Source organism: Desulfallas thermosapovorans DSM 6562 (genome assembly GCF_008124625.1).
Classification (GTDB): Bacteria; Bacillota; Desulfotomaculia; order Desulfotomaculales; family Desulfallaceae; genus Sporotomaculum; species Sporotomaculum thermosapovorans.
On sequence record NZ_VNHM01000001.1, the window covers coordinates 1 to 23,767 of the forward strand.

The window sequence follows — 23,767 nt, forward strand, 5'->3', positions numbered from 1 at the left end:
CCTTCTATTCCTGCACCCTGTGCCAGAGCTTTGCGCCCACCCACGTGTGCGTCATCGCCCCCGAGCGGGTCGGCCTGTGCGGCGCGGTGAGCTGGCTGGATGCCAAGGCGGCTTATGAAATTAACCCGCACGGTGCTAACCAGCCCATTCCCAAGGAAGGCGTCATTGACGATGTCAAGGGCCAGTGGAAGTCCTTCAACGAATTTACCTATAACAACTCGCAACGCAACATTGAAGCTGTTAACTTCTACACCATCATGGAATACCCGATGACCTCCTGCGGCTGCTTCGAATGTATCCTGGCCATGGTGCCCGAGTGCAACGGCTTCATGGTGGTTAACCGGGAGCATGGCGGCATGACCCCGTCCGGTATGACCTTCTCCACCCTGGCCGGTACCATCGGCGGCGGTGCCCAGATGCCCGGCTTCATGGGTATCGGTAAATCATACCTGGCTTCACCCAAGTTTGTACCCGCCGACGGCGGCCTGGGCAGGCTGGTCTGGATGCCCAAGGCACTGAAGGAAGAGTTGCGGACCGCCTTGGAGGAAGCTGCTGAAAACGCCGGTTTAGGCAAAGAATTTGTGGATAAAATAGCTGACGAGACCATAGGCACCAGCGGTGAGGAAATCATGTCCTTCCTGGAAGAGAAAGGACACCCCGCCCTGACTATGGATCCGCTAATGTAACAATATAGCATTTCCTTTCGAGTTACCGGCGCATTGATGGTGGACATCTAAAGAAAGGGGACATACCTCCAGCGGAGGTATGTCCCCAACAAAAGAAGTTCCACCGGATTGTGACCGTATATATGACAAGCAATTGTAGAAAGGAGTTTGGAGTAATGGGTTTAACAGGTTTAGAGATTTTTAAACAACTACCTAAAACCAACTGTAAAGATTGCGGACAACCGACTTGCTTGGCTTTTGCCATGCAGCTGGCCAGTGGTAAAGCAAGTCTGGATCAGTGCCCGCACGTAAGTGACGCTGCCAAGGAGGCACTTGATTCTGCTTCCGCTCCCCCGGTAGCACTGGTTAAAATTGGCAAAGGCGATAAGGAACTACAGCTGGGTAATGAAACTGTGCTCTTCCGTCACGACAAGCGTTTTGAACATCCCACCGGCATTGCCATCACTGTTAATGACAATGACAGCGATATTGCCGGCAAGGTTGCGGCCATTAACAAACTGGTTTTTGACCGCGTAGGACAAATTCATAAAGTCAACCTGGTAGCCGTCAATAACGCTTCCGGTGATGCCGCAAAATTTGCCGAAGCAGTTAAAACAGTGCAAGACAGTGCAGATTTTGCGCTGGTACTAATGACTGAAGATGCCACTGCCATGGAAAAAGCATTGGAAGTAGCCGGGGAAAATGCACCGCTTATTTGTGGTGCCAACGCTGCCAATTTTGATGCCATGCTTGCCCTGGCGAAAAAATACGATGCACCGCTGGTGGTAAAAGGTGCAGATCTCAATGAACTGGCCGCACTGGTGGAAAAGGCCGGTTACAAGAAGCTTATTCTGGATTCCGGTGCCCGGGAAGTAAACAAGGTGCTGGCCGATCAAACCCAGATTCGCCGCCAGGCCCTTAAAAAGTTCCGCCCGTTTGGTTATCCCACCATCACTTTTGCGGATAATCCCGATCCCATCCAGGCGATTGTTGATGCAGGCGTTTACATTGCTAAATACGCCGGTATCGTGGTGCTAAACACCGCCGATCCCGCCGATGTACTGCCTTTGATCACCCTGCGCCTGAACATTTACACCGACCCACAAAAACCGATTGCTGTGGAATCCAAATTGTATGAAGTTGGCACCCCCGGACCGGATGCACCGGTGTTTGTAACCACCAACTTCTCACTGACTTATTTCTGTGTACAAGGTGACGTGGAAGCCGGTCGTATTTCCGCTTACATTATGCCTGTAGACACTGACGGTATCTCCGTACTGACCGGTTGGGCGGCAGGCAAGTTCACACCGGAGAAAATTACCGAAATGCTTAACAGCTGCGGTGTCGCAGATAAAGTTTCCCATAAGAAACTGATCATCCCCGGTGGCGTGGCCGTGCTGAGCGGTAAGTTGCAAGAACTGAGCGGTTGGGAAGTACTGGTAGGCCCGCGTGAATCAGCAGGTATTCCTTCATTTATCAAACAACGCTGGAATGCCTAATTAATATTGCTGATAATTTAACTTTATTTGAGCAATGTGGCCATGATTATCCTGTAATGAGTTATAATAGCTTATATAACAAAAAGGGGGATGCGCGATATGTCATTTAACATAGCAGTAGCTGGAAAAGGTGGTACAGGTAAAACCACATTATGCTCTCTTATCATAAGACAATTAATAAAAGCAGGTAAAAAACCTGTTCTTGCAGTGGACGCGGATGCCAACGCCAATTTAAACGAAGCTCTGGGCATGGAAATTGAAGGTTCCATTGCAGATGTTTTGGTTCGGATTAATAACAACTTGGATCCCCTGCCGGCGGGAATGACCAAAGACCAGTACGTGGAATACAAAGTACACCAATCCCTTTCCGAAGGTGACAATGTAGACTTGCTGGTGATGGGAGGCCCGGAAGGAGCAGGTTGTTATTGTTACGCCAACAACTTGTTGCGCGGATTTGTGGCTGAATTGAGTAAGAATTACCCCTATATGGTAATGGACAACGAGGCCGGCATGGAACATTTAAGCCGGCGTACCACCCAGAACATTGATGTTTTATTTATTACCAGCGACTCTTCCGCGCGCGGTATCAGGTCCGCAGGCAGGGTAAAAGATTTGGTTGAAAATTTAAAACTGGACATAAAAAAAATGTACTTGGTGGTTTCACGGGTAAACACAAGTAATTTCGATGCACTTAAAACTGAAATAGAAAAAACAGGTCTTGAATTGATCGGCACCATACCGATGGATGAACAAGTTATGGAATTCGACCTGTTAAGTAAACCTCTAATTGATTTGCCCGATGACTCACCGGTGGTGGCGGTTGTTAATGACATATTAAAAAAAGCCGCCATACTGTAACACCGCAATATAATGCTTTCTAACGCAGAAAGGAGCGGAACCAATGGCTGTTACTATAGCTAAGGAAAAATGGACTAGCAAGGTGGGCGAAATGGTGCTGGGAGCCGATTCTTCTGTTAAGGTCGGCGGAGAAAGCACACTGCCCTTCCTGCATTTTGAAGGTACCATCCCTAATAAACCAATTCTAGCTCTGGAAGTTTGGGATCTGGAACCGGTAGATTGGCCGGAAATTTTAAAAACACCCTTTGAAGGTGTGCTGGCCGACCCCGTGGCCTGGGCCAAAAAGAACGTCGAATATGGAGCAGATGCCATCGCCTTACGTTTAATGAGCGCGCACCCCGATTATAAAGACGCATCGCCGGAAGATTGTGCCGCCACAGCTAAAGCCGTTGCCGAAGCTGTAAACGTGCCTCTGATCATCATTGGCTGCGGTGTGGAAGAAAAAGACGCCGAAGTATTGGAAAAAGTAGGCGAAGCCCTGGCCGGTAAAAATTGCCTGATTGGCTGCGCAACTGAGAAAAACTACAAGACAATCACAGCCACTGCCATGGTCAACGGCCATAGCGTAATAGCTTCCAGCCCGCTGGACATTAACCTGGCCAAACAGCTCAATATTTTAATGACTGAAATGAACCTGCCGGCCAATCGTATCGCCATTGACCCGCTGGTTGGTGCGTTGGGCTACGGTATCGAATATGCTTACTCCATCATGGAAAGAGCAAGGCTTGGCGCACTGATGGGCGACAAAATGCTGGCCATGCCGGTTATCTGCTTTGTTGGTCAGGAAGCCTGGAAAGCTAAAGAAGCCAAAAGCCCGGATGACGAATCTCCCGAATGGGGTGCCCAGGAACGCAGGGCCATCCTGTGGGAAGTTCTTACCACCACCACCTTTGCCCAAGCCGGCGGGTCCATATTTGTAGTGCGTCACCCTGAAACAGTAAAGCAAGTTAAAGTGCATATAGACAAAATGATGGAGAGCAATGTTTATTAATATATAAGAGGAGGCTAAGAGCATGATCCTTATTGGTGAACGGATCAATGGCATGTTTAAGGACATCCGGGAAGCTATTCAGAACAAGGACCCGGAACCGGTCCGCTACTGGGCTAGGCGCCAGTATGAAAAGTGTGCCGCTTATCTTGATATCAACACCGGCCCGACCGTAGAGAAAGATGATCAGCCTGCCGTTATGGAATGGTTGGTCAAAACCGCCCAGGAAGCTGCTCCGCTACCGTGCTGCATTGATTCCACAAACCCCGATGCCATCGAAGCAGGACTTAAGGTGCACCAGGGCAAAGCCATGATCAACTCTACGACTGCGGATCAATGGAAAATGGACATCTATATTCCCATGGCCGCTAAATATAACGCCGCCATTATCGGTCTGGCCATGAATGAAAAGGGTGTGCCCAAGAGCGCTGCTGACAGAATTGCCCTGGCCATGGAAATAGTTGTCAACTGTGATATGAACGGTGTGCCCATGGAAGATTTATATATTGACCCGCTCATGCTGCCCTGCAACGTAGCTCAGGAACATGGTGTGGAAGTGTTGGAAACATTGAGGCAAATTAAAACTCTGGCCGACCCGGCGCCACGCACTACCATGGGTCTTAGTAACTCATCCCAACGTTGCACCAACCGGCACCTGATCAACCGCACCTTCCTCATCATGAGCATGGCATGTGGTCTTGATTCAGCCATAGCCGATGTGGACGACGACGAGCTTTTGGATGCTGTTGCAGCAGCCAATATACTGCTAAATAAAGAAATCTACTGCGATTCATTCTTGAAAACATTCCGCGCCCGGTAGCCAAAACAGACCGTCAAAATAAAGCCGGATTTGTTATAGAAAAGGCGGTTAATTGCAACCGCCTTTTCATAACGATTACTGCAATTGACACGGTCTGGCGTTTTTAAACGGTTTGACAGCCCAAGAAGTAGATATTATACTATGGACAAGGCGTGCATAATCCCGGTATATTAACTAATTCAGAGATTATTCAAACAAATTGATAAAAATAAGAGTATACAAGTATATATCCTAATATCTACAGTTATTTTATGTAACCCTGATCAAAGCAAGTAAAATCATAATACCTATGTAACTTAGCCAAACTTACCGGGATTAAGTGTGCCCTGGATAACCGGACTGGGCACTCGGTTTATTCGTATTAACTTATTGGCCCCGGCGCAAGTTTATTATATTTTGCTGTGACGCCTAATCTAGGAGGACGGATGTGATGCTTAGATGAGTACGAAACCTGATAAAGTTGGTGCTGTACTGGTAGTTGGCTCAGGTATCGCAGGTATACAGGCATCGCTTGATTTGGCGGAGTCAGGGTACTATGTGTACCTGGTTGAGAAAAGCCCCGCCATAGGCGGTACTATGCCTATGCTGGACAAAACCTTCCCCACCAACGATTGCTCTATGTGCATCCTGTCTCCCAAGCTGGTTGACTGTGGGAGACACTTGAATGTTAACACCATTACCAATGCTGAAGTAATGGATATTCAAGGCGAGCCAGGTAATTTTAAAGTTACCATCAACCAAAAGGCACGTTTTGTAGACCCGGAGAAATGTACCGGTTGCGGGTCATGTGCCGAAGAATGCCCGGTTAAAGTACCGGATGAATTCAACCAGGGGCTGAACAAACGCAAAGCCATTTACAAGCTTTATGCCCAAGCCTATCCCAATGCTTACGCCATTGACCCCACCAGGTGTTTAAAAATTAAGAAGCCTAAAGCATGTGGTAAATGTTTGGAAGTTTGCCAGGCCCAAGCTATTGACCACACCATGACCGACAAAACTATGGAAATTGAAGTCGGTTCAATCATTCTTTGTCCCGGCTTTGAAAAATTCGATGTGGGAAAACTGGAATACTACGGCTATGGCAAGCTTCCCAACGTAGTGAGCAGCTTGGAATTTGAGCGTATTTTGAGCGCATCCGGGCCATTCGGCGGCCACCTGCAGCGGCCTTCGGACGGCAAAGAACCCCAAAAGATTGCCTGGATTCAGTGCGTTGGTTCCCGTAACTGCCGCATTGAGCACGGTTACTGCTCTTCAGTATGCTGCATGTACGCCATTAAGGAAGCCGTGATTGCCAAAGAACACTCTCATTACCCGCTGGATACGGCTATTTTCTATATGGATATGCGTACTTACGGCAAAGATTTTGAAAAGTATTATGATAAAGCCAAATTGGAAAACGGCGTGCGGTTTATCCGTTCCAGGATATACGAGATTGTTGATGCCAATGATGGCACCGGCAACTGTCGTATCCGTTATGCCAACGAGGACGGCACCATTTCTTATGAAGATTTCGACCTGGTGGTACTGTCCCTCGGCTTGGAACCAGCCTCCGATATGGTGGAACTGGCCGGAAAACTGGGTGTGGAATTAAATAATTTTAATTTCTGTCAACCCACTGCATTAACCGGCGTTGGCACTAACAAGCCCGGAATATTTGTAGCCGGAGCCTTCAGCGGCCCGCGGGATATTCCGGAAACTGTAATGCAGGCCAGCGCAGCGGCTGCGGATTCGGCTGCAGATCTAGCCCAAGCGCGCGGCACATTGACCAAGGTTAAGGAATACCCGGCTGAAAAGGATGTCGCCGGTGAAATAATTCGTACCGGTGTATTCGTGTGCCATTGTGGTATCAATATCGGCAGTGTAGTTAATGTACCTGAAGTGGTGAAATACGCCAAAACCCTACCGGGAGTGGCTTTTGCCGCTGAAAAACTTTATGCTTGCTCGCAAGATACATCGGCTCAAATAAAAGAAGCCATCGCCGAGTATGGTCTGAACAGAATAGTAGTTGCTTCCTGTAGTCCCCGGACTCACGAACCTATGTTCCAGGAAACACTAAAAGAGGCCGGCCTTAACCCCAACCTGTTCGAAATGGCCAATATTCGTGACCAGTGTTCTTGGGTGCATATGCATGAACCCGAAAAAGCTACCGCCAAAGCCAAAGACCTGGTTAAAATGGCTGTAGCTAAAGCTGCATTACTGGAACCCATCAGCTCTGTAAGTCTGGACATGAATCATGACGCACTAGTTATCGGTGGCGGCGTATCCGGTATGACCAGCGCTATTAACCTTTCCAAACAGGGATACAAAGTATACCTGGTAGAAAAGGCTGATGTACTGGGCGGTATAGCCAACCGCATCCGCTACGGAATGACCGGTGAAGATATATCTGTATTTGTCAGTGAATTAATCAACCAGGTACAGGCTGACGAAAAAATTACCGTTTATACCGGTGCTGAAATTACCAATGTTCAGGGTTTTGTAGGTAATTTTGAAACCACCATCAGCAGCGGTGAGGTAATTAAGCATGGTGTTACCATCATCGCCACCGGTGCTGAAGAATATAAACCCAATGAATACCTGTACGGGCAAAATGACCGTGTTATGACACTTTTGGAACTGGAAGGCTTACTGGCTGATGGCGACAGCAAGGTGAAAGACGCAAAGAATATTGTGTTCATCCAGTGTGTTGGCAGCAGAGACGCCGAGCGCCCGTACTGCAGCAGGATTTGCTGCACCAAATCCATTAAACAGGCACTTAAAGTAAAGGAAGTAAATCCTGAAGCCAATGTTTTCATTTTATACCGTGACATCAGAACATATGGTTTTTATGAGGAAATGTACCGTGAAGCTCGCAACAAGGGCGTTATCTTTATCCGTTACTCGGCGGATAACAAACCGGTTGTTGAAGCAGTTGACAACAGCATAAAAGTTACCGTAACCGACCACGTGCTGGGCGTACCGGTGGAAATTGACGCTGACTTAGTAGGCCTGGCTGCTGCCATTGTATCAGCCAAGGATACAAACAGCAAATTAAGCCAGTTCTATAAAGTGCCCCTTAACCAGGAAGGTTTCTTCCTTGAAGCACATATGAAACTACGCCCTGTGGATTTCGGTACCGACGGCGTATTTATGTGCGGCTTGGCCCACGGGCCCAAAAACCTGGAAGAAAATATCAGCCAGGCCAAAGCTGCCGTTGGACGTGCCTGTACCGTACTGGCCAAGAACTCCATTTCCGTGGAAGGTAAATGTGCCTTTGTCAATAAGAAAAAATGCGCCGGTTGTGGTGAGTGCGAATCAGTTTGCCCGGCCAAGGCTGTGCAAGTTGATCAGGCAGAGAAAGTCGCTGTTGTTAACGAAGCTCTGTGTAAAGGGTGCGGTGCCTGTGCCTCCTCTTGCCGTTGTGGAGCAATAAACGTCAAGGGTTGCACCAACCAACAATTAGTAGCTATGTTAAACGCGCTATAGATGGGGGAGGGAAATGGATATCATGGAATATGAACCTAAAATTGTGGCATTCTTATGCAACTGGTGTAGTTATGCCGGTGCAGACCTGGCCGGTATAGGTCGTATCCAGTACCCGCCCAATATCCGGGTGATACGCATACCCTGTTCCGGAAGGATAAACCCCTTATTTATTATCAAGGCTCTCCGGCACGGTGCGGATGCCGTGTTAACCTCCGGGTGACACCCCGGTGACTGCCACTATGTTAGTGGCAACATGGTAGCCCGCAGGAAATTTGCCTTATTAAAGGATTTACTGGAATACGTCGGCTATGATGAAGGAAGAGTTAACTTCTCATGGGTATCTGCGGCCGAAGGTGGTCGTTTTGCTGAGATTGTCAAAAATGTTACTGAAAAAACCAAACAAATTGGCCCCAACAAGGGCTTAATTGATAGCGAATCGGGGTGTTGCGGATGCAAAAGCTAGCAGATCAAATCAAAGACGCAGCCAAAAAGTTACTGGCCGAACAAAAGGTTGACCTGGTTATCGGCTTTGCGGAAGGCAGTCTCCCGCTTCGCGGCACACCGCTTTTCGCCAGGACTCCCGAGGAAGCAGATAAACTGACCTGGAATTTGGGCTGTGAAAACAACCTGGCCAATTACCTGCGCAAGAGAGAAGGTAAAGTGGCTGTGGTAGCCAAAGGTTGTGACGTTCGTTCCATCGTGGCTTTAATTAAGGAGAATCAAATTAACCGTGACAACCTTTATATTATTGGTGTTCCCTGCAGCGGTATGATTGACCGTAAAAAAGTAAATGCCATACTGGGCGGTAAAGAGTTGCTGGAAATTGAAGTGAACGGTGATACCGCTACTTTAAAAGGCAACAATTGCAGTGAAACAGCCAAAGTTGCCGACTTGCTGCACAACTCCTGCAAGGACTGCCGTTATGGCAACCCAGTTATATACGATGAACTGGTGGGCGAATTGCTGCCGGAAAAAGAAACCGACGATTTTGCTGAAATAAAGAAATTTGAATCCAAAACAACCGCACAACGCCGTGCGTTTATGAACAGTGAATTTAGCAAGTGTATCCGTTGCTACGCTTGCCGGAACGCTTGCCCCGTGTGTTACTGCGAGGAGTGTTTTGTAGACTGCAACCAGCCGGAATGGATCGGTAAGAGTGCCTTAAACACGGAGGATAATATTCTCTTCCAGGTAGTCAGGGTATTCCACAGTGCCGGGCGTTGTACCGACTGCGGAGCTTGCGAAAGAGCCTGTCCAATGGGCATCAACTTGCGCCTGTTAACCCGTAAACTGGTTAAAGACGTCAAAGAATTGTACAACGCCGAAGCCGGGGTTAACATGGATGATAAGGCTGCCCTTGCTACATTCACAGCCGACGACCCAGAACCTTTCTTGGTGAAGGAATGAGGTGAAACTGATGATAGTAAGCAAAAATGACATACCCAGCTTCCTGGATAAATTAATTGGTGAATATCAAGTTTTTGCCCCTGTGCAAGAAGGCTCTTACACATTATTTAAGCAAATTTGTTCCGGTGCGGATGCTGCACTTACGGACGGCAATACCAAACTTCCGGCAAAAGAAATTATTTTCCCGCAGTCTGAAAAACTGTTCAGCTATAATGTTACCGCAGAAGGTGCTAAACTGGAATCAATCATAGACGACCGGAAAAAGGTGGTTTTCGGCGTACGTCCCTGTGATGCCAAAAGCCTTACTTTGCTGGATAACGTTTTTAATAACGATAAATACCAGGACCCCTATTACCTGACTAGACGCGCCAACACCATTTTAGTTGGTATTGGCTGCAACAGCCCCGCCAGCACTTGCTTTTGCACTTCGGTGAAGGGTGGTCCCTTTGACACCAAGGGTCTGGATTTGCTGCTGGTGGATATCGGTGACGCATATGTAGTGGAAGTGGTAACTGAAAAAGGTAAAACACTTATTGATAATGCAGGTTTTGCCTCTGCCTCGGAAGCAGATAAAGCCGCCGCGGCCAAGGCAAAGGATGAGGCGCAAGTCACCTGCCAGGTAAATACCGATGGTTTAAAAGAGAAACTTGATGTCAACTTTTATGATCCCATCTGGGAAAAAATCCATGAAAAATGTTTGGGCTGCGGAGCTTGCACTTATTTATGCCCCACCTGCCATTGCTTTGACATAGTAGACGACGCCGTAGACTGCAATGGTTGCCGGGTGCGCAATTGGGATTCCTGCGCATTCCCGCTATTCACTTTGCATGGCTCCGGCCACAACCCGCGTACCAGCAATAAAGAACGCTATCGCAACAGGATCATGCACAAATTCAAGTATTTCGTTGATAACTTTGGCGAAATAGCTTGCGTCGGTTGCGGTAGGTGCATTAAAAACTGCCCCGTTAATATGGACATCCGGGTGGTACTGGAGGATGTTAGGGGTTCGGAAGCGAGGTTGGATAGTTAATGAAAAATCCATATCTACCGCTGCCTGTGAAACTGGTGAAGAACTTTACTGAAACAGAAGATAAGCTAATCCACACCTTTACTCTACAATTTTTAAGTGAGGAAGACGAAAAGAGTTTTCCTTACATGCCGGGGCAGTTTGCTGAACTGTGTGTGTTCGGCAAAGGTGAAGCGCCTTTTGGTATAGCCTCTTCGCCCACTGAACCAGGTTTCCTTAAGTTCTCAGTGGCTAAAGTGGGTGTCGTATCTACAGCACTGCACCTTATGGAAGAGGGAACCATGGTCGGCGTACGCGGACCGCTGGGCAATTATTACCCGGTGGAAGAATTCAAGGGTAAAAACGTGGTCATCATTGGCGGTGGTTTCGCGTTTACTACTTTGCGCTCACTGGCTACCTATATGCTGCACCCCGACCGCCGCGGTGATTACGGTGATATAACCGTAATTTACGGTGCCAGAAACCCCGGCCTGTTGCTTTATAAGGAAGAGTTGGCCGCGTGGGAACAAAGCCCGGATATCAATTTAATCACCACCATTGACCGCCCTGTTGAAGGCTGGAATGGCCGGGTAGGCTTTATCCCCGCTGTGACCGAAGAGGTAGCACCCAGCGCGGAAAATACCTATGCCATTATTTGCGGGCCTCCGGTAATGATTAAATTTACTATGCCGGTTCTAGAAAAACTTGGTTTTCCTGCGGAAAGAATTATCATGTCTCTTGAAAACCGTATGAAGTGCGGTATTGGTATGTGTGGCAGGTGTAATGTAGGAGGCAAATACGTCTGCAAGGACGGTCCGGTATTTACCAGAGCTCAGCTTAACGAACTACCGAATGAATATTAAGAGGCATTAAATCCGGATAAGCATTAAAATATAGCGCCTCTTTACTGCTATTAAAGAGGCGCTATAACAAATTAAAACTTCAAAACAATTGTATGCCAAGACCAAGAGGGGAGGACCACTAATGGAAGCTATTAAAGCTGCCGATTTCAACCCCAAGTTCAGGGACGAAGTTGCCGAACTGCTAAAGGGATACGACTTTAGCAACTGCCTGGCCTGCGGTATGTGCACAGCGGGCTGCCCTTATTCCGACATTCACGAAAACCAGGATCCCCGTAAATTTTTACGCAAAGTGCTGCTGGGCATGAAGGATGCAGTATATGCCGACCCGTACATCTGGTATTGCACCATGTGTGAGCGTTGCACCATCGAATGCCCCATGAACGTAAACATAGCGGCCTTGGTACGGTCATTGCGCGGCACGTGGGACAAGGACAAAATCCCCGGTTACTTGCAAACCATTGCCAACGAACATATTGAGTCCGGCAACCAAATGAACGTCAGCCAGGAAGATTACGAAGAAACCCTGGAATGGATTGAAGAAGAATTGCAGGAAGAATTGGGCGACCCCAATTACAAGATTCCGCTTAACAAAAAAGGGGCCAAGTATTTCTACGGTTTTAACGCCCGGGATATCAAGTACTATCCCAATGAGCTGCAGACTACTTTAAAGCTGTTTTACGTGGCGGGCATTGACTACACCATCAGCACCAAGCGTTGGGACGCCACCAACATTGCCCTGTTTACGGGACAAACAGATGACTTCTTGGCTATTTCCATGCCCCTGTGGCAGGAAGTTGCGGATCTGGAATGCGAAGAATTGATAGTCACCGAGTGTGGGCACGCCTTCCGCTCCATGCGCTGGGGTTACAGAACCTATTGGAAGGGCAAGCAGTACCCCATCCGTCACATTCTTGAGTTGCTTAACGAGCTGGTCAAGGAAGGTAAAATCAAGCTTGATCCTGATGCCATTACCGAAGTGGTTACCTACCATGACCCGTGCAACACTGCCCGCAAAGAAGGCGTGTATGAAGCACCCCGCGAATTGCTCAGGAGTTTTGTAAAGAATTTCGTGGACATGAACCCCAATGGCAAAATGAATTATTGCTGTGGTGCCGGTGGCGGCGGTATGGCCATGCCGGAGTTTAATGAAATTCGTAAAGCCAAAGGTAAGCGCAAAGTAGATCAAGTGGTGGCCACCGGAGCAGAGATCGTCGTCGTACCCTGTCATAACTGCATGGACCAGTTTAACGATTTAAACAAATGGTATCCTGAGAAAGCCAAGTCTCCAAACATCCACATGTGCTCATTGATGGAAAGAGCTCTCATTATGCCGGAGAAAGAATAATATAACCCGGTAAAATGCTCGGTGGAAAGTTTTTGCTTTGTTTTGCTTTTGCTGTGTTTTGCCAGGATGGACTCTAAACCGAGAAGGACGGGTGAAATGCATGAATAAAGATAAAGTAGGAGCCGTAATGGTGGTAGGCGCCGGCATTTCCGGCATCCAAGCATCACTTGACCTTGCAGAGTCCGGCTATTATGTATATCTCGTGGAGCAGTCACCGGCCATTGGTGGCACAATGCCCAGGCTGGATAAAACATTCCCCACCAACGATTGCTCCATGTGTATCCTTTCTCCCAAGCTGGTGGAATGTGGGAGACACCTGAACATTGAGAAATACATGCTAACAGATATAGTTGATGTTCAAGGTGAGCCGGGCAATTATAAGGTAAAACTACGTAAAAAGGCACGTTATATTGATCTGGACAAGTGTACTGGTTGCGGCGAATGCGCCAGCGCCTGCCCGGTGGAAATGCCCAGCGAATTTGACGCCGACCTGGGTAGAAGGAAAGCCATTTATAAAATGTATCCCCAGGCCATGCCGGCCGGTTTTTCCATTGAAAAACGCGGTGTTTCCCCCTGTAAGGCTGCATGCCCGGCAGGAGTTAACGCCCAGGGGTATGTACAGCTTATAAAAGAAGGTAAATTCATTGAATCGTGGCAATTAATTTATAATGACAACCCGCTACCCGCCATTTGCGGCCGGGTATGCACCCACCCTTGCGAAAGCCAGTGCCATCGAAAAAGTGTTGATAAAGCAGTAAGTATAAGGGAATTAAAAAGAGTAGCCGCCTCCGTTGCCTATCGCGATCTGGATGCTTTACCGTTGCCGGAAACGGCACCAGCCAACGGCATAAAAGTAGCGGTAATCGGCTCGGGACCGGCAGGTCTTTCAACAGCTTATCAATTAACTAAAAAAGGCTATGCAGTAACGATTTTTGAAGCTTTACCGGTGGCAGGAGGCATGCTCAGGGTTGGAATACCGGAATATCGACTGCCTAAAAAACTAGTTGAACTGGAAATAAACCTGCTGGAAAGAATGGGGGTGGAGATTAAAACCAACACCCCTCTGGGCCAGCAGTTAACCATAGATGATTTGATGAACCAGGGTTACAAGGCTGTATTTTTAGCCATTGGTGCCCATAAAGGTGCGGTTCTCAACATACCGGGTGAAGAACTTGATGGAGTAATACCCGGGGTAGATTTATTGCGAAAAGTTAATTTAGGCGAGCAAGTTAGCCTGGGACCCAAAGTAGCAGTTATAGGCGGTGGTAACACGGCCATGGATGCTGCCCGTACCGCCCTGCGCTGTGGAGCTCAGGAAGTTACCATCATCTACCGTCGTTCCGAAGCCGAAATAACCGCGGCAAAAGAAGAAATAGAGGAAGCCAAGGAAGAAGGCATTATCTTTAAGATGATGACCAGTCCCATAGCTGTCCGCGGCCAAAATGGCAGGGCCGTTAAACTGGAATGCATCGAGAATGAACTGGGTGAACCGGACGAAAGCGGCCGTCGCCGCCCAGTGCCGGTTATAGGCAGTGAATTTTTCATTGACGTGGATAATGTGATTATTGCCATTGGCCAGACTCCGGAGGTATCCGGATTAAACGATATAACATTATCCAAAAAGAATACCATAGTTGTTGACCCCAAAACACTGGCCACTAATAAACCGGGTGTTTTTGCCGCCGGCGATGTAGTTACCGGACCGGCCACCGTAGTGGATGCCATAGGGGCAGGTAAAAGGGCTGCATGGTCCATCGATTTATACTTGAGAGGGGAACAAGCTGCCGGCGATTTTAATACCGCCGCAGACAGGCCTATTGCAGACTTTCCCAAACATGCCCGGGCAGTCATGACCGATACACCCCGGGTAGAGGGGCATTTTATAGAGCCCGAAAAGCGCATCACTAATTTTGAAGAAGTGGCTCTTGGTATCAGCGAAAAGGAGGCCCGCCAGGAGGCCGAGCGTTGCTTGAATTGTGCCGTGTGTTCAGAATGCGGTGAATGCGTAAAAACTTGTATGCGCGAAGCAGTCAATCACGACATGCAAGATGAGGAAATTGAAATACAGGTAGGTTCCATTATTTTAAGCAGCGGCGCCGAATTGTGCGACCCAACAGATCTTTACTATTTCGGGTATAAAAAGTACCCCAATGTTGTCACCAGTATTGAATTCGAGCGTATATTAAGCGCTTCAGGGCCCTTTGGCGGGCATCTTGTGCGGCCCTATGACCACCGGGAACCGCGCAAAATTGCCTGGATTCAATGCGTAGGTTCAAGGAATATCCGCATTAAGCATAACTACTGCTCCTCGGTATGCTGTATGTATGCCATTAAAGAAGCGGTTATTGCCAAAGAGCATAGCGCAGAGCCTTTGGACACCACCATTTTTATGATGGATATGCGTTCCTACGGCAAAGACTTTGAAAAATATTATGAACGGGCTAAAAACGAGCATGGTGTTAAATTTAAACGCTCGCGTATTTTTGAAATAGCTGAAGCACCGGGTGAGAGCAAAAATCCGGTGATCCGATATGCCAACGAGGATGGTACCATTACCACCGAGGAATTTGATATGGTGGTTCTGTCCATAGGTTTTAAAGCACCCCAAAAGGCTATGGAACTGGGGCAAAAACTGGATGTTACCCTAAACCAGTATGGCTTTGCCGAACTGGCACCCCTTACTGGCGTAGGTACTTCCCAGCCCGGTATTTACGTGGCCGGCACCTTCTCAGGTCCCAAAGATATCCCCGAGACGGTAATGCAAGCCAGCGCCGCCGCTTCCGCTGCGGAAAGCCTGCTGGGAGATGTACGGGGTACACTGGTGAAGGAAAGGGTTTTCCCACCTGAGCGGGATGTATCCGGAGAAGAACCCAGGATAGGGGTATTTGTATGTAATTGCGGTATTAACATTGGCGGTGTCATCAGTGTTCCCGAAGTTGTTGAAATGGCTAAAAAACTGCCCAATGTTGCTTACGCCGGTGAATACTTATACGCCTGTTCCCAGGACAGCCAGGCTGAAATGAAGAAAATCATAGAAGAAAACAACCTCAACCGGGTGGTTGTGGCTTCTTGCAGCCCCAGAACCCATAAACCGCTATTCCAAGAAACACTGAGGGAAGCCGGTTTAAACCGCTACCTGTTCGAAATGGCCAACATCCGGGACCAATGCTCCTGGGTGCATATGCATGAACGGGACAAAGTCACCGAAAAGGCCAAAGACCTGGTACGCATGATTGTATCCAAGTCAGCCCTTTTAAAACCCATTAAGCAAGGTCAAGTAGGAGTTACAAAGTCCGCACTGGTTATTGGAGGCGGCGTTTCAGGTATGACCAACGCTTTAAGCCTGGCCGAACAAGGCTATGCAGTGCATTTGGTGGAAAAAACCGCCGAGCTGGGTGGCATGGGCAGGCGCATTAAAAAAGGATTTAAGGGCGAAGACATCAGTACATTTGTAACTGATTTAATCAAACAAGTAAAAGCAAACCCGTTAATTAATGTTTATACATCCGTTGAAGTTAAAGAAGTATCTGGATACGTGGGTAATTTCAGCACCGAATTGACTGACAGCCGGGTCATTAAACACGGTGTCACGGTGATTGCCATAGGCGGGCAAGAATACAAACCCAGTGAATACCTGTACGGTCAGAGCGACAAAGTAATGACCCACCTGGAACTGGAAGAGGCAATGGCCGAAGGAAAAACCGAGAATGTCAAAAACATAGTGTTGATTAACTGTGTAGGTTCCAGAGAACCCGAACGGCCGTACTGCAGCCGGGTATGCTGTTCCAAGTCCATTAGTTTGGCCCTTAAAGCCAAGGAGATAAATCCAAACGCCAATGTGTTTGTCCTGTACCGGGATATCCGAACCTATGGGTTCCTGGAAGAAATCTACGAACAAGCCCGTAGAAAAGGCGTCATATTCATAAGATATAATACCGACAACAAACCGCTGGTGGAAAAGAACGGCGACACCATAAAGGTCACGGTGACCGACCATGTGCTTGGAGTACCGGTAATTATTGAAGCCGATTTGGTTGGCCTGGCAGCAGCAATACTGCCCCCCGAGGACAATACCAAACTAAACCAACTGTTCAAGGTACCCTTGAATGCAGACGGCTTCTTCCTGGAAGCCCACATGAAACTCCGCCCCGTGGACTTTGCGTCGGAGGGTCTGTTTATGGCCGGTATTGCCCACGGACCCAAGAACATGGAGGAGAATATTGCCCAAGCCAAGGCCGCCGCTGGACGGGCCGCCACCATTTTAAGTAAAGATCATCTTGAGTCCCAGGGTGTCATAGCCAAGGTGGATGCCAGTAAGTGCGCAGCTTGCCTTACTTGTGTACGGTTGTGTCCGTTTAACGTACCCCGCGTGAAAAACTACGCCGCTGAAATTGAGCCCGTACTGTGTCAAGGCTGTGGTACCTGTGCCGGTGAATGCCCCAACAAGGCCATTACACTGCAGGGTTACAGTGACCGCATGTATATGAATATGATGAATGGTTTATTAAGGGAGGTGCGTTAAAGTGGCCGAATTTGAACCCAAAATCGTAGCCTTTTGCTGCCACTACTGAGCATACTCAGCTGCGGACCTGGCAGGTTCGATGAGGTTGCAGTATTCACCCAACATCCGGGTGGTGGAAATGCCCTGCTCGGGCACAATTGAACACCGGGTGCTTTTGGAGACCTTTGAAAACGGTGCCGACGGTGTTTACGTGGCCGGCTGCATGGAAGGTGATTGCCACTTTTTAAAGGGCAACATCCGCGCTAAAAAACGGGTGCAGGCGGTGAAAAAAATACTGGATGAAATCGGTTTCGGCAGCGAACGGTTGGATTTCTTCAACCTGCCCGCTTCCGACGGAGGCCGGTTTGCCCAGATTGCCAATGAAATGACGGAACGCATCCGCCAGCTCGGCCCCAGCCCCTTGAACAAAAACGGGGCCGCTAACCCACAGAAAGAAGGTGGCCAAACAGCATGATCGTAGCACAACAAAAACCTGTTGAAGATATCGCCCAAATGATTGCCGACTGCAAAAAAGTGTTATTCGTTGGCTGTGCCGGCTGCGTGACGGTTTGCCTGGCCGGTGGCGAGAAGGAAACCGAAGTGCTGGCCTCGGCCATGCGCATTAAACGCAACCTGGAGAACAACCCCCTGGAAGCTACCACTTTTACCTGCACCAGGCAGTGCGACCCCGAGTACATCGTACCCCTGGATAACCTGGTGAAGGATGTGGACGCCATTGTATCCCTGGCCTGCGGCGTGGGCGTACAGTACCTGGCCGAGCGGTTTAAGGATAAGTGGGTGGTGCCCGCCCTTGATACCAAGTTCATCGGCGGCTCAGTAACCCACGGCAACTGGGAGGAAAAGTGCGGATTGTGCGGTGACTGCATACTACACCGCACCGGCGGTATCTGCCCCATTATCCGCTGTTCCAAGAGCATTTTAAACGGGCCATGCGGTGGCTCACAATACGGCAAATGCGAAGTGAGCAAAGACGTGGACTGCGCCTGGCAGCTGATTTACGACCGCATGAAAGCGCTGGGCAAGCTTGACAAACTAATGGAATTCCAGCCGCCCAAAGACTGGTCCAAATCACGAGACGGCGGGCCGCGTAAGGCCATCAGGGAGGATGTGATGATCGATTGAAGAATCTAAGTAAACTTCAACAAATACTGGACAGCGGTCAATTTGCGGTAACCGCGGAAATAGGGCCGCCCAAGCATTCTTCCGCCGAAGGTATTCGCCATCACGCCGAAATGATGCGCGATTACGTGGACGCCACCAACATAACCGATAACCAGACAGCCATTGTGCGGTTATCCAGTATAGCGGCCGGTGTTCACGTGTTGAACTGTGGCATAGAGCCCATCGTGCAGATGACCTGCCGGGACCGTAACCGCATTGCCATGCAGTCCGATTTGATGGGCGCCTACAGCCTGGGTATGCGCAACGTACTCTGTCTTTCCGGCGACCACCAGAAATTCGGCAACCATCCCACGAGTAAAAACGTGTACGATATAGACTCCATGCAGCTCATTTATTACCTGCGCCGCATGCGGGACGAAAAACTGTTTTTCTCGGGCGAAGAGATTAAAGAGCACGAGCCCCGTTTCTTCATCGGGGCAGTGGCTAACCCCTTTGCCGACCCCTTTGAATTCCGGGTGGATCGCCTGGAGAAAAAGGTAGAGGCGGGCGCACAGTTCATCCAAACCCAGTGCATATTTGATATGGAACGTTTTGAACGGTTCATGGAAATGGTACGGGAACGTGGCATTGATGAGAGGGTACACATTCTGGCCGGTGTAACCCCCATGAAGAGCTGGCGGGCGGCCAAGTATATCCAAAATAACGTCAGCGGTATGATTGTACCGGACGAACTGGTGGAACGCCTGAAAAATGCCGAGGACCCCAAACGCGAAGGCGTGGACATTTGCATCGAGCAAATTAAATATATCAAAGAAAATGTTAGAGGCGTACACGGCGTGCACGTAATGGCCATTGCCTGGGAAGAGGTTGTACCCGAAATTGTAGAAAGATCCGGGCTGTACCCCAGGCCTAAGGTCGGTTAAGCTACCAGGTTAATATTGTTTCCTGAAAAAGACCCTCCCCGGAGGGTCTTTTTTAACGTGTATAATTTGGTTTCACTTTCCAAGCTTATTGTCACTTTAAAAACTTAAATGTAAACTATTATTATGCCTGGGGCAGGGTTGTTTTTTTTTGTCAATTTTAAAATAAAGGAATGCTGCTATTTTTGCCGTAAAATACTAAGAAGAACTTTATCAGGGGAGGAAATATTTGTGTAAGTAATTTAACGGCTATCACCGGTAACGTCAGCTGCAATGCGATATGCCTATTATATTATAAGTCTCAACTATTCATACCATGCTTTTGAAGCCGGTATAACTAAAATGGTGGACAAACCCATCACTTCGCCATACAATATTTAAAGGTCTAAGGATAAGGAGAGATTACCCTATGGTCCCAACAAGCACAGGCAGCACTGTTAAAGAATACAAAAAAGGTAACATCACCGCCGCCTTCGGCGTAGACCTTTTTATTCATGGCTCAACAGCCATCCCCAATTTACTTTTAAGACTGTATAAACACATGGGCATTACGGATACTGAAATGATGTTACTTATTCAGCTGTTCAGGTTATTTAACGAAGAAAATAACTACTTGCCCAGTACGGATGTACTTATTGATCAACTATCAGGGGATGAAGAACAAGTAAACCGGGACCTGGAAAATTTAATCAATAACGGCATGCTTAAAATAACCGAGTTCTACGACTCCCAAAGGGAAATTTTTATTAAGGGCTATGATTTTGAGCCTTTGTTTGAAAAACTTTCGGAAATATGGGCCTGCGCCAGAGTTAAGCAGAATGAGGCTATTAAGAAAATATCTGATAATAAATCAAGAAAGACCGTTAACTTATATAAAAGTTTTGAAAATGAATTTGGCCGGTTCCTATCACCTATGGAAATAGAACAAATAGATACCTGGACGCAAAAGATGCCCCCTCAAATGGTACTGGAGGCACTGCGCCGGGCTGTACTGTTGGGCAAGCATAATTTTAAGTATATAGACAGTATTTTGTTGGAATGGGAAAAAAACAATTTAAACAGCCTGGAAAAACTGGAAGACTATGACCGGCTGTTTAAGATGAAACACGTGGAAAACAAAAGAAAAACAGGCTTTAACAAGGCTAATAACAACCAAAAAAATGAAGATGAAAAAAAGAACATAATTCAGTCACTTTATATGAGTTAAAGGGGTTTTTGGCATTTGGTTTACTTATGTAGTAAATGTGCGGACCGGGGGCTTGTGATTCGTGATGGCGTTGCCGAACCCTGTAGCTGTGTGAAACAACGAATCATTAATAATAAAATAAGGGTAGCACGAATACCGCCCGGGCTAAGTGGTTTTACATTTAACCATTTTAAATTGGACTTTTACTCCGGTACTCACATTGATCCGGTAAAGAATATTTCCTATCGCGATTCAGCTTCGGTCACCCTAAAGGCAGCTAGGGATTTTACCCGCAGTTACATGAATAATCCTCATACCCGTGGTTTACTGCTAACCGGCCCGGTGGGCAGCGGCAAAACTTTTCTAGCTTGCTGCATTGCCAATACGCTTTTGGCCCACGGCAAAACCTTACTTTTTATTGTAGTACCGGATTTACTTGATCAAATCAGGGCCACCTATGATGCTAAAAATCACACCAATGTTACTGAATTGGAACTGCTGGATACCGCCCGGGAAGTGCCTCTCCTAATACTGGATGACCTGGGTGCCCATACCTATACCGACTGGACGCGTAATAAAATTTACAACATTATTAACCACCGGCTTAATTATCTGCTGCCCACGGTTATCACGACCAATATTAATCTGGAAGATTTGGAACAATTCTTGGGCGAAAGGACAACCTCACGTATCTTCCAAATGTGCCGTCCCTATCGCCTGCTGGTAGATGTGGACATACGGGTGCAAATGGTTAAAAAGGGTAGGTAGTTCATTAAGGAGAATCAACATGACAGGTAATCATGAGCTCAAAACAGGTATTAGCACCGGAACCTGTGCCGCCGCAGCGGCTAAAGCCGCGGCAACAGCCCTTTTTCAAAATCAATTTCCTGCACAATTAACAGTAACCAACCCGGAAGGGAAAAAAATTCCGGTTAGCATAAACCGGTACATAAGTATACCGGACGGACAGGGTGCCGTGGTCATTAAAGATGGAGGAGACGACCCCGATGTCACCCACGGCATGGAAATTATCGTTACCATTAAGCGGGCAAAGGACGGTATTATCAAAATACTGGGCGGGGAAGGAGTTGGCACTGTAACCAAGCCAGGCCTGCAGGTCACCGTGGGCCAAAGTGCCATCAATCCCGTACCCCGGTGGATGATCAAAACAGCCCTGGCCGAAGTGCTTCCTCCCCACGCAGGGTGCATAGTCACAATAAGCGTACCGGGCGGTGAGAAAGTTGCCCGGCGCACCCTCAACCCAAGGTTGGGCATTGTGGGCGGCATTTCTATTTTAGGTACCACCGGCATCGTACGCCCCATGTCCGAAGAAGCCTTTAAGAATTCCCTGTTGCCTCTGATCGATATGGCTGTTGCTCACGGTTATACCCAGGTGGTCCTCACTCCGGGGCGTATGGGAGCCAGATGGGCCACAAACCGGGGATTTCCGGAGAAGGCAGTGGTTGAAATGAGCAACTTTGTAGGTTTTATGCTGGGGGCCTGCGTAGCCAGGGGAATAAAAAAAGTGCTGCTGTGGGGCCACCACGGCAAACTGGTAAAGGTGGCCGCAGGCATTTTTCACACCCATAGCAAAGTGGCGGATGCCCGGCAGGAAACCCTGGCCGCTTTAGCCGCCTTACTGGGTGCAGGGTCCGATATTACTGCTCAAATACTGGACTGCACCACCACCGAAGCAATTGTGGATATTCTAAACCGAGAAAATCTGACTCGCGTGCTTGACCTGGTGGCCCAGCGGGCCAGCGCCAGAGCCACGGCCCATAGCAAAGGGAAACTTGTCGTGGGCACGGCGCTGCTGAATATGCGGGGCGAAGTGCTTGCTTACGACCGGCCTGCATTGGACATCGGGAGGGAACTGGGATGGCAGGTATAACTGTGGCCGGGGTGGGACCGGGTGGTAAAGAATATTTAACCCAAGCCTGCATAGAGGCAGCCGAGCATGCTGATATACTGGTGGGCGGCAGGCGACAACTGGAACTGTTCAATCACCTAACCGCGGAAAAATACGTTATTACGGCCGATATGGACGAACTGGTTAAGTACTTGGCCGGTAATGTTCGGGCAGGTAAAAAAATTGTCGTGCTGGCCTCGGGAGACCCGGGTTTTTACGGGATATTATCCACATTAAACGAACACCTGCCCGGCTTTAATATTAATGTACTACCGGGGGTTTCTTCAATACAGCTGGCCTGTGCCAAACTTGGACTGGCCTGGCACGATGCCTTTTTGACCAGCTGCCATGGTCGTGACTATGCACATCTGGCCGGGGCGGTCAAAAAACACCGCAAAGTGATCACCCTTACCGACCCGCGTCACAATCCCGCCGAACTGGCCAGGGCCTTGGTAAAGGAAGGGGTTACCGCCAAGAAAGTGTTCGTAGCTTGTAATTTATCGTATCCCGACGAACAGATCACCGCCACCACCCTGGAACAGCTGGCTGCCGTTCCCCAATGGCGGTTAAATAATTGTGTGATGGTGATTGTCGATGAATAAGTACTGGCCCTATACCACCCTGGGCATTCCGGATGAAATGTTTAACCGCAACGAAGTGCCCATGACCAAAGAGGAAATCAGGGTGCTGACCCTGGCCAAAGCCCGGCTGGCTCCAAAGCAAATTGTCTGGGACATCGGCTCCGGTACTGGTTCGCTATCGGTGGAAGCAGCCTTGGCGGTGCCCGGCGGGACAGTATATGCGGTGGAAAAAAACCCCCGGGGGTTGGAAATGACAGCGGCCAACTCCGAACGATTTGGGGTAAAAAACGTAGTACTGGTGCCGGGAGAAGCACCAACCGCGCTGCAAGGTTTACCAGCACCGCACCGTGTACTGGTTGGAGGCAGCGGCGGGCAATTACCCCAAATACTGGCGCTGGTTAAGGAAAGGCTGCTCCCCGGAGGCCGGCTGGTAATCAACGCCGTCACCGTGGAAACATTTAGCATGTGCACCAAATTGCTTGAAGGTTGGTGTACAGGCATTACCCAAATAAACATATCCCGGTCGGTGCCCACGGGCAGAGTACACCTGTGGCGCGCTTTGAACCCGGTTTATATTTTTACTGCGGAAAAAGACAGGGAGGAAGTGTAAA

At 48.6% G+C, this 23,767-nt stretch carries 19 protein-coding genes and 1 pseudogene; all 20 read left to right on the plus strand.

Annotated elements, in window-relative coordinates:
* A pseudogene (locus LX24_RS00005) lies at nt 1-686 on the plus strand (acetyl-CoA decarbonylase/synthase complex subunit alpha/beta); the annotation flags it as partial.
* 155 nt (nt 687-841) lie between these two features.
* Nucleotides 842-2,164, plus strand: coding sequence for an acetyl-CoA decarbonylase/synthase complex subunit gamma (gene acsC, locus LX24_RS00010; protein WP_166510096.1), 1,323 nt, complete (start codon nt 842-844; stop codon nt 2,162-2,164).
* Nucleotides 2,165-2,263: 99 nt separating this feature from the next.
* Nucleotides 2,264-3,022 carry an ATP-binding protein gene (locus LX24_RS00015; protein WP_166510097.1) on the plus strand — a complete coding sequence of 253 codons (759 nt, stop codon included), beginning with the start codon at nt 2,264-2,266 and terminating at the stop codon, nt 3,020-3,022.
* A 43-nt stretch (nt 3,023-3,065) separates the two neighbouring features.
* A complete protein-coding gene (locus LX24_RS00020; protein ID WP_166510098.1) occupies nt 3,066-4,013 on the plus strand; it encodes an acetyl-CoA decarbonylase/synthase complex subunit delta in 948 nt (315 codons plus the stop codon).
* A 22-nt stretch (nt 4,014-4,035) separates the two neighbouring features.
* Nucleotides 4,036-4,830 (plus strand): methyltetrahydrofolate cobalamin methyltransferase, encoded by a 795-nt coding sequence (locus tag LX24_RS00025; protein WP_166510099.1) that lies wholly within the window; start codon nt 4,036-4,038, stop codon nt 4,828-4,830.
* A 438-nt stretch (nt 4,831-5,268) separates the two neighbouring features.
* Nucleotides 5,269-8,295, plus strand: a complete 3,027-nt coding sequence (locus LX24_RS00030; RefSeq protein WP_166510100.1) for a CoB--CoM heterodisulfide reductase iron-sulfur subunit A family protein — start codon at nt 5,269-5,271, stop codon at nt 8,293-8,295.
* A 22-nt stretch (nt 8,296-8,317) separates the two neighbouring features.
* Nucleotides 8,318-8,758, plus strand: coding sequence for a hydrogenase iron-sulfur subunit (locus tag LX24_RS14880; RefSeq protein ID WP_243131567.1), 441 nt, complete (start codon nt 8,318-8,320; stop codon nt 8,756-8,758).
* A complete protein-coding gene (locus LX24_RS00045; protein WP_166510102.1) occupies nt 8,746-9,702 on the plus strand; it encodes a 4Fe-4S dicluster domain-containing protein in 957 nt (318 codons plus the stop codon). The genes LX24_RS14880 and LX24_RS00045 overlap by 13 nt, the downstream gene beginning before the upstream one ends.
* A 10-nt stretch (nt 9,703-9,712) precedes the next feature.
* Nucleotides 9,713-10,732, plus strand: a complete 1,020-nt coding sequence (locus tag LX24_RS00050; protein WP_166510103.1) for a 4Fe-4S dicluster domain-containing protein — start codon at nt 9,713-9,715, stop codon at nt 10,730-10,732.
* Complete coding sequence (locus tag LX24_RS00055) at nt 10,732-11,571, plus strand: FAD/NAD(P)-binding protein (protein WP_166510104.1); 840 nt, start codon at nt 10,732-10,734, stop codon at nt 11,569-11,571. Before LX24_RS00050 ends, LX24_RS00055 begins: the two co-directional genes overlap by 1 nt.
* Before the next feature lie 121 nt (nt 11,572-11,692).
* On the plus strand, nt 11,693-12,916 hold the full coding sequence (locus LX24_RS00060; protein WP_166510105.1) for a (Fe-S)-binding protein: 1,224 nt from the start codon (nt 11,693-11,695) through the stop codon (nt 12,914-12,916).
* Nucleotides 12,917-13,016: 100 nt separating this feature from the next.
* Nucleotides 13,017-17,438: an NAD(P)-binding protein gene (locus tag LX24_RS00065; protein WP_166510106.1), complete on the plus strand. Its 4,422-nt coding sequence runs from the start codon at nt 13,017-13,019 to the stop codon at nt 17,436-17,438.
* A gap of 1 nt (nt 17,439) precedes the next feature.
* On the plus strand, nt 17,440-17,892 hold the full coding sequence (locus LX24_RS00070; protein WP_166510107.1) for a hydrogenase iron-sulfur subunit: 453 nt from the start codon (nt 17,440-17,442) through the stop codon (nt 17,890-17,892).
* Nucleotides 17,889-18,560 (plus strand): methylenetetrahydrofolate reductase C-terminal domain-containing protein, encoded by a 672-nt coding sequence (locus LX24_RS00075; RefSeq protein WP_166510108.1) that lies wholly within the window; start codon nt 17,889-17,891, stop codon nt 18,558-18,560. Before LX24_RS00070 ends, LX24_RS00075 begins: the two co-directional genes overlap by 4 nt.
* Complete coding sequence (locus LX24_RS00080) at nt 18,557-19,483, plus strand: methylenetetrahydrofolate reductase (RefSeq protein WP_166510109.1); 927 nt, start codon at nt 18,557-18,559, stop codon at nt 19,481-19,483. The genes LX24_RS00075 and LX24_RS00080 overlap by 4 nt, the downstream gene beginning before the upstream one ends.
* A gap of 406 nt (nt 19,484-19,889) precedes the next feature.
* The gene (locus tag LX24_RS00085) at nt 19,890-20,687 is read left to right on the plus strand and encodes a DnaD domain-containing protein (RefSeq protein WP_166510110.1); all 798 of its coding nucleotides are present in this window, start codon (nt 19,890-19,892) and stop codon (nt 20,685-20,687) included.
* A 15-nt stretch (nt 20,688-20,702) separates the two neighbouring features.
* Nucleotides 20,703-21,434 (plus strand): ATP-binding protein, encoded by a 732-nt coding sequence (locus tag LX24_RS00090; RefSeq protein WP_166510111.1) that lies wholly within the window; start codon nt 20,703-20,705, stop codon nt 21,432-21,434.
* A gap of 19 nt (nt 21,435-21,453) precedes the next feature.
* Nucleotides 21,454-22,557 carry a cobalt-precorrin-5B (C(1))-methyltransferase CbiD gene (cbiD, locus tag LX24_RS00095; protein ID WP_166510112.1) on the plus strand — a complete coding sequence of 368 codons (1,104 nt, stop codon included), beginning with the start codon at nt 21,454-21,456 and terminating at the stop codon, nt 22,555-22,557.
* Nucleotides 22,545-23,177 carry a precorrin-6y C5,15-methyltransferase (decarboxylating) subunit CbiE gene (gene cbiE / locus LX24_RS00100; protein WP_166510113.1) on the plus strand — a complete coding sequence of 211 codons (633 nt, stop codon included), beginning with the start codon at nt 22,545-22,547 and terminating at the stop codon, nt 23,175-23,177. The genes cbiD and cbiE overlap by 13 nt, the downstream gene beginning before the upstream one ends.
* A complete protein-coding gene (gene cbiT / locus LX24_RS00105) occupies nt 23,170-23,766 on the plus strand; it encodes a precorrin-6Y C5,15-methyltransferase (decarboxylating) subunit CbiT (protein WP_166510114.1) in 597 nt (198 codons plus the stop codon). Before cbiE ends, cbiT begins: the two co-directional genes overlap by 8 nt.
* Nucleotide 23,767: the final 1 nt, after the last annotated feature.

Bases quoted from the DNA above. Each gene is read 5' to 3' on its own strand.
- LX24_RS00030 (WP_166510100.1), top strand. From the start codon at position 5,269: ATGAGTACGAAACCTGATAAAGTTGGTGCTGTACTGGTAGTTGGCTCA.
- cbiT (WP_166510114.1), top strand. From the start codon at position 23,170: ATGAATAAGTACTGGCCCTATACCACCCTGGGCATTCCGGATGAAATG.
- LX24_RS00015 (WP_166510097.1), top strand. From the start codon at position 2,264: ATGTCATTTAACATAGCAGTAGCTGGAAAAGGTGGTACAGGTAAAACC.
- acsC (WP_166510096.1), top strand. From the start codon at position 842: ATGGGTTTAACAGGTTTAGAGATTTTTAAACAACTACCTAAAACCAAC.
- LX24_RS00060 (WP_166510105.1), top strand. From the start codon at position 11,693: ATGGAAGCTATTAAAGCTGCCGATTTCAACCCCAAGTTCAGGGACGAA.
- LX24_RS00025 (WP_166510099.1), top strand. From the start codon at position 4,036: ATGATCCTTATTGGTGAACGGATCAATGGCATGTTTAAGGACATCCGG.
- LX24_RS00075 (WP_166510108.1), top strand. From the start codon at position 17,889: ATGATCGTAGCACAACAAAAACCTGTTGAAGATATCGCCCAAATGATT.
- LX24_RS00085 (WP_166510110.1), top strand. From the start codon at position 19,890: ATGGTCCCAACAAGCACAGGCAGCACTGTTAAAGAATACAAAAAAGGT.
- LX24_RS00065 (WP_166510106.1), top strand. From the start codon at position 13,017: ATGAATAAAGATAAAGTAGGAGCCGTAATGGTGGTAGGCGCCGGCATT.
- LX24_RS00055 (WP_166510104.1), top strand. From the start codon at position 10,732: ATGAAAAATCCATATCTACCGCTGCCTGTGAAACTGGTGAAGAACTTT.
- LX24_RS00045 (WP_166510102.1), top strand. From the start codon at position 8,746: ATGCAAAAGCTAGCAGATCAAATCAAAGACGCAGCCAAAAAGTTACTG.
- LX24_RS00050 (WP_166510103.1), top strand. From the start codon at position 9,713: ATGATAGTAAGCAAAAATGACATACCCAGCTTCCTGGATAAATTAATT.
- cbiE (WP_166510113.1), top strand. From the start codon at position 22,545: ATGGCAGGTATAACTGTGGCCGGGGTGGGACCGGGTGGTAAAGAATAT.
- LX24_RS00020 (WP_166510098.1), top strand. From the start codon at position 3,066: ATGGCTGTTACTATAGCTAAGGAAAAATGGACTAGCAAGGTGGGCGAA.
- cbiD (WP_166510112.1), top strand. From the start codon at position 21,454: ATGACAGGTAATCATGAGCTCAAAACAGGTATTAGCACCGGAACCTGT.